This is a genomic window from Vibrio sp. SSH13-20 (assembly GCF_040104475.1).
GTDB lineage: Bacteria > Pseudomonadota > Gammaproteobacteria > Enterobacterales > Vibrionaceae > Vibrio > Vibrio harveyi.
The window spans coordinates 1,097,401-1,113,915 of the sequence record NZ_JBECOU010000001.1 but is presented as its reverse complement, the minus strand read 5'-3'; the positions used below and the strand labels follow the sequence as shown (position 1 = coordinate 1,113,915).

The following is a 16,515-nucleotide window of genomic DNA, read 5'->3' as shown; positions in this document are numbered from 1 at the left end:
AAAAGTATGAAGAAACACCATGTTTCAATCCAACTGCATGATAATATTGATTAATCAATTAGAACGATAACCAAGTTGATGAGTGCGATGCTCAAGTACCTCTCAGTTACTTGGATAAATAGCACCATCGCATTATGTCATGGATGAGATATGAAACTTAAATATTCCCTAATTACTGCCTGCTTATTTGCGTCTACTTCTTATGCGGATGAAGCCCCTAAAAACATCATCTACATGATTGGTGATGGCATGGGACCTGCTTTTACGACTGCATATCGTTACTACAACGATGATCCAAGTACAGAAGAAATAGAACCAACAGTATTTGACTCAATTTTAGTTGGTATGGCGAAAACCTATCCAGACGATGCTACTTATGTCACTGACAGCGCTGCGAGTGCAACGGCATTGAGTACAGGGGTCAAAAGCTACAATGGTGCGATTGCGGTTGATGCTGAGAAGAAGCCAATTAAGACAATGTTAGAGATGGCAAAAGAGCAGGGTATGACGACGGGGCTTGTCGCAACCTCGCAGATCAATCACGCTACCCCAGCGAGTTTTGCCGCACATAACGAATCACGCCGAAACTATGATGAAATCGCCAATGATTACGTCGACAATAAAGTGGATGATCAACTGCCAGTCGACTTGTTACTCGGAGGTGGTGTCCGTTATTTCGAACGAGATGACCGTAACTTAGTTGAAGAGTTTAAAGAACAAGGGTATCAGTATATTACGGACTTCAAACAACTTCCGGCGTTGCAAACCTTGCCTGCTCTTGGCTTGTTTGCAGATAAAGCATTTCCGTTCGCATTGGATGAAAACCCAACTCGATTGCAAGTGATGACCAACAAGGCGTTATCCTTACTTCAACGCCAAGATAACGGCTTTTTCGTCATGATTGAAGGCAGTCAAATAGATTGGTGTGGTCATGCGAACGATATTGCATGTGCGATGGCAGAAATGGATGACTTTGCAAAATCAATTGAACTGGCAAAAGCTTATGTTGATGCTCACCCAGATACGCTTTTAGTCGTTACGGCGGACCACTCCACGGGTGGTTTAACCCTCGGTGCTAATGGTCAGTATTTATGGGATACAGAAGCGATTAAGGGCGTTCATACTACAGCGTGGCCGTTGGCGATGTCTTTGGCCAAATCTCACGATATGATCGCGACGTGGAATGAGTCCGTAGATTGGGCATTAACTAAAGATCAAAGCCGACAACTGGCATACGCGAAGTTGAGTGAAGAGCCAGCTAAAGCGCTTTACAAAGAAGTGAAGGATATTATCAATAAGAAGAGTTATACCGGCTGGACGACGAAAGGACATACCGCAGTCGATGTTCAGGTCTTCGCTTATGGTAAAGGCTCTGAGCAGTTTATTGGTTCGCAAAACAATACCGATATCGCTAAGAAACTAATCAACTTTATTCAATAATGAATGGGTGTCGATTGATAGCTTCTCGGGAGCGAACTTGTTGTAAAGTCGTTAGTTTTACGTGCTTCTTCATTTCTTAAAAAAATACCTCAGCGATTGCTGAGGTATTTTTGATTAAAAGCCAACTTCTCTTGCTAGAGAATTATTGTGCACGGTATTTACCGCTGTTTAATTCAATTTTAGACGCTTTTACGCGACTGTCAGCATTCAGATAGTCACTGATGCCCAAAAGGTCTTGTCCTTCAGAAGCTTTGAATACCGCTGATTCGCCCTGAGCGAAAACAACTTCAAGTTTGAGTTCTTTTGCTACTGCTTTAGCATCTGCTGGATTTTTTACCGTGACAAAGATAAGGCCGGTTGCTTTTGATACATTGCTAAATGCATTCTTAAACACCTCGTCACCTGCATGCAATTCAGCGGCTTCTGAAAGGTTGTCGACAGACAGTTTACGGTAATCTTGACCGTTAATTTCTACTGCATCAGACGCGATGAACAAGTCTGGTGTTGGTTGCTCCGCTAATTGTTGCTCTGCTTGTACGGCAGTTGCCAACGTTGATAGAGCCAAAATCGAAAATGTCATAAATTTCATGTGAATGACTCCTTAGTGACCAAAGATACGCATAGACCAGTTCTTGATAACGCCTGGCTTAGCATTGTTCGCCATCGGTACATCATAGATAGCTGAAGAATTGAAATATGCAATGAATGAGAACACTTCATCACCATTAGTATCGATAGCGCGTAGCGTCCATTCACCTTTCGCGTTTTCACCATAGAAGTGGTTCGAAAGCATCAGTTGGTTCTCGTAACCCGCAATGCTTGGATCCAGTGATTGTCCAACCAGACCGTTGCGAGGCGTTTGTAGAACAGAGCGAGTGCCTGATGGAGAGATCAGCTCGATTGCCAAATCTGGTAGACGTGAGTGCTCCAGTGTTAGCTTTACTTGAACCGATTCAACCGTAATGTCATCAGTAACAGCAATGGCTGATGCTCCGCCCGCTAGACTTGCGTCTGGAACACTGACTTCTGTGGAGTTGCTTGCCCAAGGCGTAATGATTTGTGCTGGCAGAACATTGTTTGTCATGCGTGCACGTTTCATTGCTTCGTCTAGGTTTACAGCACCAAAGCCATAGAACGTATGGAAATTAACGCCAGCTGCGTTCGTCTGCCATGGAGAAATCGCTTCATAGCTAACAACTTCGCCTTGATTATTAACGAACTCAAGTGGAACTCCTGGGTGATCTTCGTCTGTTACACTTGCTGTTTCTGCAAGTAACGCACGAACGTCACGAGCAGTCAGTGCGTGGTTAGTTGACATGATGGCAGCAATGGCACCTGAAGTGTTTGGCGCTGCAGATGAGGTGCCATTCATTGTGCTGGTGTAGTTACAGTTTGGATCTTGCTCCGTACCACCATGGAGACCGTTAATACCAAGGTCAGCACTGGTGTTTTGACCTTGTTCACAACCCATCAAGTCGGTGGTGACCATTGCTGGGAAATCTTGACCGTATTCACCAGCAGGCGCTGCAACCCAAACGTTTGAACCCACTGAAGAGTAACTTGCGCGGGTACCATCAGCACGCAAAGCGCTGGTTACTAAGTTGTAGTAATTTGAGTTGTCATAAGACTGCACTGCGTTGTGCATAGGTAGCCCTTTGTTGCCACCGCCAGCAAAGAAGTCACCCGGTAATACAAAGAATCGACCCGTATTGAAGTAACGATAGCCGTTACCTGCTGATTTTACGAACACGGCTCCGCGACCCCAAGAGTTATTCTCGCTGACGTCTTTCATCACATCCACTTCCAATTTGAACTGTGGATCGTTTTCATCGAAAGCAATTGGGGAAAGAGGACTAAAGCCGTAGCTTTGGTTGAATACACGAACATCGCTTGTTGACGCATCTGCACCGTGAGAAATCAACCAACCTTCAAGAGTTTGGTTTGCGAGCCAGTTAAAGCCCATAAGAGAAGAGCGAGAAGCGACACCGCGAACCCCTTCGCCATTGTTACCAACGGCACTGATCAAACCGGCAACTGCGGTACCGTGACCATTTGCGTCTACCGGATAATCTGATGGGAAAGGAGAGTCTTCGATGAAGTTTCGGCTACCTGTGACTACGTTACCTGCAAGATCTGGGTGATCGATCTGTACGCCTGAGTCAATGACCGCAACCTTAACGCCAACACCAGCAATGCCCATTGCTTGAGTGAGTGTTGTGTTTAGGTCGTTACCGGCAACCGCAGGGTTCGCTGCAAACGCAGTTTGTCCGGTGTTGTTTAGGTGCCATTGCTCAGAATAGAGCGGATCGTATGCCGAGACGGCAGGTGAAATGCCTACTGCTAGCATCGCAGCGAATAGGCGATTAATGCGTGTTTCCATTTGTGACCTCATGTCTTTGTTTGGAATTTTTCTTCCTGTTCGGTACTCCTTTAAACAGGTCTAAACAAAGCTAGCGGTTAAAAATGGAGACGAAAACTGTTTACATCTTATTTACTTTTGTTTTTCGACGCACGACAGTATCTTAGTGTTAACCACTTGAAGGTACGTAAGATTCTAGATATTTGGTGAAAATATAGCGTGTTTGAAAAGCAGGAATATTAGTGTAATTTCCTGCTTTTTATGGAATGGGGTGATTTATATGGCAGGTTGTATGGTTGCCTCAGGTTCTGTAGGGGCTTTCTCTTTACGAGACAACAGACCGTCAACCACTTTCTCAATGTAGAGTTGCTTATATTGTTGGTCACACCAACGCTTGTTCAAACCTCGACGGTTGAACTCAGCACCAATCGCAACACGTGTTTGGTTTGAAGCGCGATTGTAATACAAGGTCTCACACAACTGCATGTTACTCATCTGTTGAGCGTATACGTTGACGCTGCTGCTTCTCATCCCAAGTTGTGCAGCTTGTTGGTTGCTGCATGCTGCTAAAAACAAAGGCGCAATCGCAGCAAAAATCCATGTTTTCTTCATTGTTCTGCTCTATGACGTCGAGTGAATCTTGTACTGGTTACGACCAGCTTGCTTTGCATCATACAGAGCTTGGTCAGCAGCGAAAAACCACTTATCCCACTCTTGTTTGATAGTTTGCGCGCTTAATTCATTAACCGCGCCAAGAGAGATTGTCGCGCCCATGGAGTCAGAGTCAACCTCTAGGTTGTTGTTTTCAACCGCAAGTCTCAAACGGTCCAATGTTTTTGCACAGTCGTCGGCATGGCTAATTTCGAAGAGAAGCACAAACTCTTCACCGCCCCAGCGAACCAGCAAGTCGCCAGAACGTGTCGCTTCATCGAGTATTCGTGCCACATGCATCAACATTTTGTCGCCCAAATCATGACCATATTGGTCGTTGAACACTTTAAAGTAATCAATATCGATGATCGCGAGAGCAAATCGACGACTTGGGCTTCTGCGCGCCATATTATCGAGCCAGTTCGGTAAGAAGCGGCGATTGTGTACCTTAGTTAATGGGTCCGTTGTGTTCTCTTGTGCAAGTACTTCATTGATTCGGTTCATCTGCCTGATATAACGGAACAACCAAAAACCAATGACGGCGACAACAAAGAAGTAGAAGATTTCGCGATAACGCTGCGACTCTAGTTCAGAAGCTTGCAAAGCATTCTTAGCCTCTAAAAGAGTCAGTTCTTTTTGTGCCAGTTTTGCTTCCAAATCGAGTTTGATATTAATCATCTCGTCGCCATGAATGTGATTTTCAAAGCTCTTTTCTAGATTGCGTAGAAGCTCTAATGCGTTGAATGCTTCTTCGAAATGCTTAAGCTGTTGGTTTGCTCGGATAAGAACTAAATACAGATCCATTTTTTGTTTGGTCTCTGCACTTGCTGTTTCACTTAACCCTTCTAGGGCGAGATTTGCACTCTTTATCGCTTGCTCGAACTTACCATCTTGAAGATAAGCTTCTGAAAATGCTTCATAGCATGCTGCTTTCATGCCTTTTAGGTTTTGTGGATTGGGTAAATCTAAACAAGCTTGCGCCAACTGATAGGATTCTTCCATTTTCCCAAGCGTGCTGAGTAGCTGGGATAGGTTCGATACCGAGTTATGCTTAATTCTAACTGACCCTGTCGCCATTGATAGTTTGGCTGCTTCTTCGAAGTAACGCTCAGATTCCTCGTACTTTTCCATCCCAAAGTTAATGACACTCAAGTTTGCGTACATAATGGCTAAGAAAAGGCTATTGTCGTACTTCTCTTGGCTGTTTAAATAGCCTTTTAATGCTTGGTCTAGATAAGTCTTTGCACGATCCCAATCTGATAATTCCATATACAGAGAGGCAATGTTGTTGAGCGTCATCGCGATTTGAATTTCGAACTCTGAATTTTCCAACAAGTCATAAGCAGTTAGATAGTGTTTTAGACTTGTTTGGACCTGAGAGCGTTGAACTTCGGCATTTCCCAACCAACGGTAGGCGCGTCCCTGAAGGGAGTTATAGCCAATTTTTCGAGAGATATTAATAACGTCATGAAGAAGAAGTTCACCTTGCCAGACTTCATCGGCCTCCACCAATTCTACTGCTTGATTCAGTTTTGCCTCGGCAATAACCCACTGCAAATTATGAATGGTACCGAATTCGACTAGGTTTGGGATTTTAGGTAGAGGAACACCTTCATAACGCTCAAGATAAATACGAGCAAAATAATACAGAGCTTGTGATTCTGGTGAGGCGTCTTTAGGTAGTGAAAGTTCACTGGATTTAATTGATCGCGGTTTGCCGATGGAGTCAAAATAGAACTCAAGCATCGGATAATCGTCTTTAGCGATATGGTGCCTTAGGTAACTCTCTTTGTTTGGTTGTTCAGAGGCAAAGCTAGAAGACAGACAAAGTGTACTCAGGACAATCGGAAAAATAGTTCGTAACGTTTTAAGCGGGAAAAGCATTAGTTTGGTGATAAGAGCTGACTCTTATAATTGAAACACATGTGAAGTCTATCACTTATTCTGAGTGATTACCCATAGATTTAGGCAGTCTATCTATGCTTGTAAAACCTTTATCAGATCAATGTTTGTAGAGGGTTGACATTACGGGAATTTAAAAAACGAAGGACTTTGGAGAAAGGAGAGAGTCGGCTGATGAACCCTAACCAGATACAAACGAACTGAAGTTGTTAGAAGCTTAAAAGAGGAGAGTGAGTTAGCAAACAAAGAGAGGGATCTGCATTAAAAAAAACGGTTGATCTCTAAAATTTCATCTCGTTGTCATAAATATTTAATATTGCTATGTCTTGTGGAAAAAGGCGTTTTTAGACATAGTGTTATTAAGCCATGAAAAACTGGCTGTTCCCATCAAAAAGGAGATTGCCTATGCACAACGAAATGATTCAACCTTCTCGCTTCGGTATTATCGGTCGTACTTGTATTGCTTCAGTACTGATGATCGCAGGTGTTTTCACTCTCATTCAATGAGACAGTAACGAATCATCACTGATAAGAAAACCATAGCAAAATTCAGGGAATTACCTTAATAAAAAATAAGGTATTCCCCTGAAAATCTCGCCTAAATCTCTTTTCTTAACTCAACAAGCTAAAAACCAACGCACTTACTGCAACAATACCTGTCATTAGTACAAAGTATGTAGATGCTTTCCCACGATACTTCTGCAGCCCTTTCACTTTATATACCGCTAACATCGGCATAATAAATAAGATCATGGCAATGACTGGACCTGATAGAGCTTCCATCATGCCTAGTATGCTTGGGTTCATGATTGCTGCAATCCAAATAGACACAAACAGTACGACTACACTGATGTGATCAACACGTCGTTTTGGCATATCAGAATGCTTAGTGATCAAACCATTCAGGCTTTCGCGCGCGCCAAGGAAGTGACCAAGGAATGAAGAAGTAATGGCAACGAAGGCGACAAGTGGCCCCAAAGTTGCAATGAATGGGTTTTCTGTTGCGTTAGCTAAGTAAGACAATACCGATACGTTTTGTGCTTTTGCTTCTGCCAATTGCTCCGGGGAAAGAGCAAGCACGCATGAGAAGACAAAAAGCAGCACAAATGCGATCAGCATAATGCTTGTGCGGCGCAAGATCAGCTCTGATTTTACATCGGCACCTTCTTCATAGTGTCGGCGTTGTACATTCGCAAAACTTGAGATCGCCGCAGCGTGGCTAAATGAGAAGATGACGACTGGAATCGCCAGCCACATTGTGCTTGCGAAAGATGACATTTCTGGTGCATCCATCACTGGCATGCTCCAGTTTGGCATTAGATAAAATGAAAGAAACGCCAGAATCGCAACCAACGGGTAAACCATGATAGCGAACGCACGTAGCATCACTTTTTCACCCGCCATCATGATAGCAATCAAACTGAATACTAATACGCCAGATAGTAGGGCACGTGGCAGTGGCTCCATACCCGCTTGGTTGACCATAAAGCTGTCAACGGTGTTGGTAATACCTACGCCATAGATAAGTAGAATCGGGAAGATAGAAAGAAAATACAGCAGCGAAATCGAACGACCAGCTTTCGCTCCGAAGTGCTCTTCTACAACATCTGTAAAGTCTGCATTTTTGATTTTGGATGACAGCACAAAGCGAGCAAGACCTCGGTGCGCTAAGTAAGTCATTGGATAAGCGAGGATCGCCATAACAACCAAGGGCCAGAAACCACCGATGCCTAGATTAATAGGAAGAAATAGAATGCCGGCACCCACGGCAGTACCAAACAAGCTTAATACCCAGTGAGTATCATGTTTTGTCCAATTATTTGTTGTGTTTAATTCACTAAAATTTAACGTTTCTCGAGATTCTTTCACTTAAAACTCGCCTTTATAAAAATAATAATCGCGCGGATGTTATATGTTTTAGTGATTGTTATCACATTGGTGGAGTGGTGAATCATGCTGGTGAAAAGGCAGTGGTGTAAATTATCGAACCATGAAAATTTGCAAAAAGCGATATATAGTTTCAATTTTACATATTAAAACTGAAACTATATCGTGAAATTTAACGATTTTTTGGTTTTAGATGTTGTGGTTAAGCTTTGTTCGATAACTTTGTAAGGTAGTCATGTAAGGGAAGTGGCTTAGCAACACCAAACCCTTGAGCAAACTGAATATTTAGCGACTCTAGGGTGTCAATATGTGCTTGTGACTCCACAAATTCGGCAACGGTTACTAATTTCATGCTGGTGGCAACTTGGCTGATGGCTTGAACGATAATTCGGTCGTTTTCACTATCAACGATATTTTTTACAAAAGAGCCATCAACTTTGAGCACATCCAGTGGGAGGCGACGTAAATAGTCAAAACTGGCGTATCCGGTACCAAAGTCGTCCAATGCGATGGTCGACCCCGATGCGCGAAGAAGGTCGAGATTGTGAATAGCGATGGGTTCATTGCGCAGCGCATCCGACTCGGTTATCTCAAAGCACAGTTTATCCATTGGTATATGATGCAACCTAGCTTCTGCCTGTATGTCTTCCGCCATCCCTTCATAATTGAGTGCCTTAGCGGTCAAGTTGATGGCACAGCGTCCAACAAGATTCCAATCTTCCACTTGCGCCTTTAGTGCGCTGAACGTGTGTTCAATAACCCACTGATCTAATTCTAATTCGAGTCCAAACTCATTGATCAACGGGAAGAACTCAGCAGGTGACATGAGCTCACCTTGGCTTGGCTTTAACCTCAGAAGGATTTCGAAATGCGCGGCTTGAGGTGTTAGCGTCAGGGCGCGATACGGCTGACAATAGAGCTCAAACTGATTCTCACGAAAGCACTGTTGGATAAAGCTGAGTTGATTGAGTGTGTTAGATTGCTGGTGGTTGTGAGTTACCCAACTCACACAGCTTTGCTGATGAGCTTGTTGCTCACACAGTTTAGAGATAAGTGGATCAAGGTTACTATTGCCAAAGATTGAAGCGCACTGAATCGTTCGTTTTACGAGACTAATAGCTTTGTCGTCGAAGTAAAAATAGAAGCTATCTAGTAGGCTAATCAGAGTATCGAGCTCTTTTCCCATGTTTGGTAAGCGGGGCGCGATGCAGAGTAAACCACTCGCAAAAGGAGGCAGGTAGGCGCGCTGTAAGTGCTCAGTATTTGATGCGAGATATTGACTGAGCTGTTTCATTAATTGCGCTCTACCATGATGCCCTAGACCACTTAGCTTTGACAACGTAGGCTCAAGGTCTATGTAAATCAAAGTAGCATTCGTGTGCTTTGCGACATCGTCTTTAAGTTGCGCGAGATTGTACAACCCCGTGAAGCTGTCGATACGCTCTTTACGAATGGCATTGCGTGTGGTGACGTAGTTTTTAATCGTGTGAGCGCCAAGCATAAACGTAAGCATGGTGAGAACAAACAACACCAAAAGCATGGCGTAAACTTGCTCTCTAGAGAGAATATCCGCGTTGAAGCGTTTTATGATGCTTTCGATACAAATCAATAAAGTGGCGGCGCCTACCAACATTGGTCGCACCAAGCCAAACTTGCCTAACGCCATGCCTACCAGACAAAGCAAAATTAAACTCAAGGTGTTGAGTGTTAGTGGGTTAGTCGTTGATATAGCCGCCACAAGGAAAAGCGCACAAATCATCAGCCAGAGTCTGAAATGCAAAGGGCTGGAATGGGCGTCCATCATGGCGCGGTCGAGCTTTAAATAGGGCGCATTATCACCATCGAGCACGTAGCTCAGTCCTAGGCTTAATAAAGGGGTCAGTACCATTTGCGTTAAAATCGCGCTCAAAACTGAATAGGCGATAAACTCAAAAGAAAAATCTGGCGCTCCTCCAAGAAGTGCACTGATCAGAAGCAAAAGTGCGGTGTTCGCTATTGGGTAAAGAATGCCGATTAAAATGGCGAAGTAACCTAACTTTAGTGTGAAGTTGTAAGCCAGTACACGCTTCAATGCAGCGCGATAAAGTTGGCAAAATAGTAATGGCAGGGTGGGCAAAAAGAAGGCAAATAATAGCGCCATCTCCCAAGGACGTTGGGAGAAGACGGTATAGTAAAATAGCAGGCTCGCGACAATGGTCGGCAATACTCGCCAACTGTATCTTAAGGTCACAGCAACGACAAAAGCGGCTGTGAAAGAGAGTACATGGACACGATCTTGCGAGATAACATAGAAATTAGACAGGCTATAACTGACTTGTATCGCGCAAAAAATTAGGGTTTGAATGCCTAAAAACTGCCACCACTTTTTATTTTTATAATCGAGCAAAGGGTTGATTTGCTCGAATCCAGACATCGACATTATTCAACTCTAATTATGACAACTTAATTGAAGCGCTGACGTAAACGCTAGCGGTACATTTTCGTAATGAATCGCTTGCTAATGAGCCTGATTGCTCAATAAGGACGACTGTTTTCGTCTCGTTATTATTATTTTTGTATATAAGAGCGGCGATTATTCAACAAAAAACGACCAACAATCAAATAAAAACTGGTATGACGTTCCATTAGTTAAAACTGGCTCTCATCATCAAGAATTGGTCTGACCAAAGCAAAAAGAAGTATACCCAAGGAGACTCGCCCTTCGGGAGCATGTCATTGAGTTGATTTCTGCGTCACCCAACTTGATGACAACGCTCTGAACCCTGCATCTTGAAGTTGCTTGGGTATATCAATGTTAACTGCATGAAATTGTTAGGTTTTATCGCACTTTGCAACTATATTCACTCGGAGAGTTTTATAAGGAAACATTGCCAATGCAGATCACCTCAGCAGATAAAAATGATTTAGCAGCTCTATATACACTGGAGCACAAGTTATTTGGTCATCACGCTTACCCTCAATTTTTCTTTCGACAAGCATTTGATTGTTGGTCTCAAGGTTTGTTGGTAGCCAAAGAAGAAGGACAAATAGCTGGTTATGTGCTGATGGCGACAAGTGATGAACAAAATACGCAATGGATTCTGTCATTCGCGGTAGATGCGACACACAGAGGCAAGGGGGTTGCGCGTTTGCTAGTGGATAAGGTGCTAAGTAAAGTTGAAACAGGCTCAGTAGTGAAGCTAACCGTTGATCCTGACAATATACCTGCCTTCAAACTGTACTCATCGCTTGGCTTTGTTGTGGTCGCGGAAGAGGATAACTATTTTGGCGATCAAGAACCGCGCTTGGTGATGCAATTCGCTCGCTAGTGCTGCACTTCTGTGAAACAAATCCGCACCTAATCAGTGCACAACCAAATATAAAGAGAAAACGGATCTTTATAACTTATTGAAAATGAATGGTATTCATAGTTGGCATTGGGATTGCAAATTAGATTGTGTTCATCGTTAACTCGATGCGCCGCTTTCCCTTAGCAGGCGGTTAAGCGGATAGGGTATTACTTTTTTGAGCTTTTATAGGCAATGCAGCCTCTCTCGTTTCGGGAGAGGTTTTTTTTCGCTTGTAGCTCGTCATTCTAAGGAAAGAATCAGGGGGCGGAATGTCGCAAGGATGCAAAAAAACCACTTGTCCCTATTGTGGTGTTGGATGTGGTGTCGAGGTCAATGCGAAAGGAATTGTTGGGGATGCGTGTCATCCGGCGAATGCGGGTTCATTGTGCGTAAAGGGTGTGGCATTGGCGGAAAGTTTAAATATGCCGTCACGGTTGTTGTATCCGAAATTTGTAAGTCAGGAGCGACCCCAGGGTAAGGAAGTACAGTGGCAGCAGGCGACAGATCTGATTGCAGAAAAGATCCACCAAGCAAAGGCGGAGTTTGGACCTGATTCCGTCGCAATGTACGTTTCTGGTCAGTTGCTGACAGAGGACTACTATATCGCCAACAAATTGATGAAAGGTTACGTCGGCAGCGCGAATATTGATACTAACTCGCGTTTGTGTATGTCTTCGGCGGTTGCGGCTCATGTACGAGCATTTGGTGAAGATGTCGTTCCCGTCAATTACGATGACATTGATAATACCGAACTATTGATCATTTGCGGTGCCAATACCGCATGGACACACCCTGTGTTATTCCGCCGAATCCAACAAGCGAGAGAGAACAATTCAAATTTAAAATTGGTGGTGATTGACCCTCGTAAAACGGTCACCGCGCAGCAAGCCGATTTGCATCTACCGATTAAAAACGATGGGGATGTATCACTTTTTAATGGGTTGCTTAAGTTTCTTATTGAGCAGCAATACATTGATTCTCAATACATAAACTCCTATACCGACGGGTTTGAGGCGCTTGCAGAAGAAGTTTCTGATTTGCGTTACGATGTCACTAATCTATCGTCTTCCATTGGTATTTCGGAAGAAAAGCTCACGACATTCTTCCAATGGTTCGCACAAAGCCCAACCGCAATCACGCTGTTTTGCCAAGGCGTGAACCAAGCTGAAAATGGTGTCGATAAAGGCAATGCCATTATTAATGCACACTTGGCGACAGGTAAGATTGGGAAAGCTGGTTGCGGTCCTTTTTCTATAACTGGTCAGCCGAATGCGATGGGTGGGCGAGAAGTCGGTGGATTGGCAAACCAGTTAGCGGTTCATCGCGCTTTTGACGCAGAGTCTATCAAGCAAGTGCAGGCGTTTTGGGATTCACCGGAGATTGCCACTAAGCCCGGATTAAAAGCCGTCGAGCTGTTTGAGGCGGTAGAGCGCGGTGAGATTAAAGTTCTTTGGATCATGGCAACCAATCCCGTTGTCTCTTTACCAGATAACCAATTGGTAAAACGTGCGCTAGAGATTTGTCCATTTGTGATTGTTTCAGATATCACAGCGGATTCGGATGTAGCGCATTACGCGAACCTGTTGTTGCCCGCCGCCGGGTGGGGGGAAAAGCAAGGCATGGTGACCAACTCTGAGCGTCGACTTTCAAGGCAGCGTCAGTTTCAAACACTTCCCGGTGAAGCAAAATCGGATTGGTGGGCGATAAACCAAGTTGGGCAAGCTTTGTGTGAACTAGAGAAGACCAAGAATGGTTTTGCATTTACCTCAGAACATGCGGTATTCAGGGAGTATGCGGCGATGACAGGCATGAATGCAGATTCGCCGTTGAAGCTAGATCTTTCTCAACACGCGAACTTAACCGAGCAAGAATACGAAGCCTGGAAGCCTACTCAATGGGGAGGAGTACGCCCTTTTTCTGATGGCGTCTATTCACACCCAGATGGAAAAGCGCGTTTTGTCGTGACCAGCGAATTGCCTCAACGCTTAGAGAGAACAAAAGGCTGGTGGCTAAATACGGGTAGGCAACGCGATCAATGGCATACCATGACGCGCACAGGGCATATCGCACACCTTGCTGCCTCTGAGCTAGAACCAACCGTGTACATGAACACACTCTCTGCTACTCAAAATCGCTTAAAAGCAGGACAACTCACCAAGCTGTTCCAGCCCACTTCAAACACCAGTATTTATGCCAAAGTTGCCATTGATGAAGGTTTAGGTTTTCAAGAGTTGTTTATGTCAATGCACTGGGCGGGTCGATATGGTGGTGAAAGCAGTGTTAACGTGATAGTAAACAGCGCAAAAGACCCTATTTCTGGGCAGCCTGCGTTTAAGTCGTCTTATGTTGAGGTGCAAGATGCAGCGGTAAAAACCTACGGTATGTTCATCGGTACACAGTTTGATTCTGGCAAGTTTCTCTACAGCGCATTTCAAGCAGAAAGTAATTTGGGCATCTGGCGCTTTGCACACGATAAAAGACCAAAGAAGCAGAGTTTTTGTCGAACGGAAAAGAGCCGCAGGATTACGATAGATATTGCCCAGGGTTGGCTAGCGGTGGATTACGACCTTGTTGGAGACGTTCGTATCATTCGCTCTGTTTTAGTGGTGTCTAGTGAACCAATTCAAACCGACTACACCTACTTTACTGGCTTGATTGGCAAACCTATGGAGCTATCGCAACTGCTTACCATCACTCAATCGCAGAGCAGTGCCAAACTGGTCTGTAGTTGTTTCCGCGTCACCGATAAACAAATACATGACGCGATGGAGAAACAGGGCTGCACGTCAGTGACCCAACTTCAAAACAAACTAAAATGCGGTACTAACTGTGGCTCGTGCGTCTCTCAAATCAAACAAATGGTCGACAGCCATCAGCATCAAAAGGGCAAGCAGCAAGCGAACCAGCAAAGTCTGGCAATTCAAATAAAGTAAGTCACAAAGAGGATAAGCACATGGAAGCGCCTTATCAAAATTCTTGGTTTAAGAAGGGACAAGTGAGTCAGAAACAAGAACGTTCGTCTCGCTTTTCTAAGCATGACCAAGCAAGCAAACTGAACCAACTTTTAGAAGACCATTCAGTAGATCTAGATGCGAACCACAAAGGTTTTGTCTCGATTGTCGGAGCAGGGCCGCACGATCCAGACTTGCTAACGGTAAAGGCTGTGAAAGCGATTATGTCGGCAGAGGTTCTGCTGTACGACCGTTTGGTTAACAAAGATATTTTGGAGTTGGCTTCGCCACAAGCTGATTGGATTTACGTGGGTAAAAGATGCGGACAACCTAGTATTGGTCAGGAAGAAATTTGTGATTTGATAGTATCGCTCGCTCAACAAGGAAAGCGAGTTGTACGCTTAAAAGGGGGAGATCCATTCGTATTTGGTCGTGGAGGCGAAGAGGCGTTAGCGCTCGTTAAACACTCAATCGCTTACGAAGTTATCCCCGGCATTACCGCTGCGATTGGTTGTTCAGCAAACAGCTTGATTCCGCTGACTCATCGTGGCGTTGCTCGCAGCGTTACCTTTGTTACGGGGCAAGTGGTAACAGGTGCATTTGAGGCGTGGAGCCAATTGATGCAAAGCGGACAAACGTTAGTCTTCTATATGGGGTTAGAAAAGTCATCGCAAATACAAACGGGTTTAATAGGCTCTGGTTTGAGAGAAGATTTCCCAGTCGCGATAATCACTCATGGTTGCAGCCCTCAACAACAAGTGCACGCTACACAACTCAATCAGCTCAATGATTTATCGATTACACTTAAAGGCGTGAGCCCAGCATTGATTGTGATGGGAGAAGTTGTCAAACTGCGCGAACAACTAATAGAAACCGTACAGTCAGTGACGGAATACGAGGGAATATGAGCAGCATTTTGGAATGTATTAGAACAGTCGGTCGTGGCGAACGTGGTAGAAAACCACTGAACTTTGACCAAGCGTTTCGAGTTATGGATGAATACCTAAACGGTGAGTGCGATGATGATCAGATGGCGATGTTATTGATGCTGATCCGCGTACAGAACGAGACTCAACAAGAAATCGCTGGCTTTGTGAAAGCATTCCAATCCCGCATGCCGACTATTGGTGCAGATATTGATTGGCCATGTTATGCGGGCAAACGTGAAGCGGCAGGTCAGCCTTGGCATCTTTTGGCAGCGAAGATCCTTGCCGATAATGGCCATAAAGTGCTGATGCACGGCTATCATGACCGTCAATCTGGTCGTTTACACGCTGAAGACTACCTCGACAAATTTGCTATCAAGAAAGCGGAATCAGCAGAAGACGCAAAGCGTGTATTAGAAACACAAAACATTGTGTATCTGCCGCTAAGTGCGTTTGTACCCCAAGCAGAAACCATGATCGGTTGGAAGAATCGTTATGGGCTTAGAACGCCGATTAATACCGTGGTTCGAGCATTGAATCCGGGGCAGGCGACGGTTGGTATTCGTGGTAGCTTCCATCCGGGATTCCAACAACTTCATGCTGAAGTCGAATACGAGATTGGTCAAACCGCTCATGCCGTTGTTTCATTTAAAGGGCAATCTGGTGAGTCAGAATACAACCCGAAAGTAAGCCAAACAGTGTGGTTAAGCCAAACAAGCGGTGTGACATCGCATTACTGGACGGAGCAAATGCTATCTGAGGTGCCAATGCCTGCGAACTGCCCATTTGGGACGTCAGAAGATGACATGAACCAAATGGCAAATACGGTTCTCGCTACGATGACAGTGGTCTTGTTTGCACAAATGCATGATCGAGAAAAAGCCTTTGAACGTGCCTTTAGTTATTGGCAGACGTACTGTCATTACGAGTAATTTTGAGTTGATTGGCTAAACCAAAGTATTGGTTTTAGACAAATCCACTCAAAACAAACAACGCAAAGTTGTTGAATCTGAATCCATTATCTATTGTTTGAAGAAGGTTAAAGATCCTAGCTCACCAGTGATGTGTTT

Annotated in this window: 11 protein-coding genes; 5 read left to right on the top strand and 6 right to left on the bottom strand. The window is 44.4% G+C overall.

All coding sequences use genetic code 11. The features are described 5' to 3' along the window. Window positions 1-150: 150 nt before the first annotated feature. Complete coding sequence (locus tag ABMY42_RS04935; protein WP_349266071.1) at window positions 151-1,440, top strand: alkaline phosphatase; 1,290 nt, start codon at window positions 151-153, stop codon at window positions 1,438-1,440. A 142-nt stretch (window positions 1,441-1,582) separates the two neighbouring features. On the opposite strand, the gene ABMY42_RS04930 is transcribed toward ABMY42_RS04935, so the two are convergent. The 6 genes from ABMY42_RS04930 to ABMY42_RS04905 all read right to left on the bottom strand — a co-directional run bounded on the left by ABMY42_RS04930 (window position 1,583) and on the right by ABMY42_RS04905 (window position 10,658). After that, entirely contained in the window at window positions 1,583-2,029 is a 447-nt protein-coding gene (locus tag ABMY42_RS04930; protein WP_005450111.1) for a hypothetical protein, read from the bottom strand. Window positions 2,030-2,041: 12 nt separating this feature from the next. After that, window positions 2,042-3,820, bottom strand: coding sequence for a S8 family peptidase (locus ABMY42_RS04925; protein ID WP_349266070.1), 1,779 nt, complete (start codon window positions 3,818-3,820; stop codon window positions 2,042-2,044). A gap of 255 nt (window positions 3,821-4,075) precedes the next feature. Next, window positions 4,076-4,411, bottom strand: coding sequence for a hypothetical protein (locus ABMY42_RS04920; RefSeq protein WP_005450107.1), 336 nt, complete (start codon window positions 4,409-4,411; stop codon window positions 4,076-4,078). A gap of 9 nt (window positions 4,412-4,420) precedes the next feature. Beyond that, window positions 4,421-6,196, bottom strand: a complete 1,776-nt coding sequence (locus tag ABMY42_RS04915) for a tetratricopeptide repeat-containing diguanylate cyclase (RefSeq protein ID WP_009696314.1) — start codon at window positions 6,194-6,196, stop codon at window positions 4,421-4,423. Between the two features lie 768 nt (window positions 6,197-6,964). Beyond that, window positions 6,965-8,221, bottom strand: coding sequence for an aromatic amino acid transport family protein (locus tag ABMY42_RS04910; protein ID WP_009696312.1), 1,257 nt, complete (start codon window positions 8,219-8,221; stop codon window positions 6,965-6,967). Between the two features lie 220 nt (window positions 8,222-8,441). Further along, window positions 8,442-10,658, bottom strand: a complete 2,217-nt coding sequence (locus ABMY42_RS04905; RefSeq protein ID WP_349266069.1) for an EAL domain-containing protein — start codon at window positions 10,656-10,658, stop codon at window positions 8,442-8,444. 454 nt (window positions 10,659-11,112) lie between these two features. On the opposite strand from ABMY42_RS04905, the gene ABMY42_RS04900 reads away from it, so the two are divergent. The 4 genes from ABMY42_RS04900 to ABMY42_RS04885 all read left to right on the top strand — a co-directional run bounded on the left by ABMY42_RS04900 (window position 11,113) and on the right by ABMY42_RS04885 (window position 16,377). Continuing rightward, on the top strand, window positions 11,113-11,547 hold the full coding sequence (locus ABMY42_RS04900) for an N-acetyltransferase (protein ID WP_349266068.1): 435 nt from the start codon (window positions 11,113-11,115) through the stop codon (window positions 11,545-11,547). 290 nt (window positions 11,548-11,837) lie between these two features. After that, window positions 11,838-14,501: a molybdopterin-dependent oxidoreductase gene (locus ABMY42_RS04895; RefSeq protein ID WP_349266067.1), complete on the top strand. Its 2,664-nt coding sequence runs from the start codon at window positions 11,838-11,840 to the stop codon at window positions 14,499-14,501. Window positions 14,502-14,521: 20 nt separating this feature from the next. Continuing rightward, window positions 14,522-15,427, top strand: a complete 906-nt coding sequence (gene cobA, locus ABMY42_RS04890) for a uroporphyrinogen-III C-methyltransferase (protein WP_085319370.1) — start codon at window positions 14,522-14,524, stop codon at window positions 15,425-15,427. Continuing rightward, a complete protein-coding gene (locus ABMY42_RS04885) occupies window positions 15,424-16,377 on the top strand; it encodes a glycosyl transferase family protein (protein WP_050908387.1) in 954 nt (317 codons plus the stop codon). Before cobA ends, ABMY42_RS04885 begins: the two co-directional genes overlap by 4 nt. The last annotated feature ends 138 nt before the right edge of the window (window positions 16,378-16,515 follow it).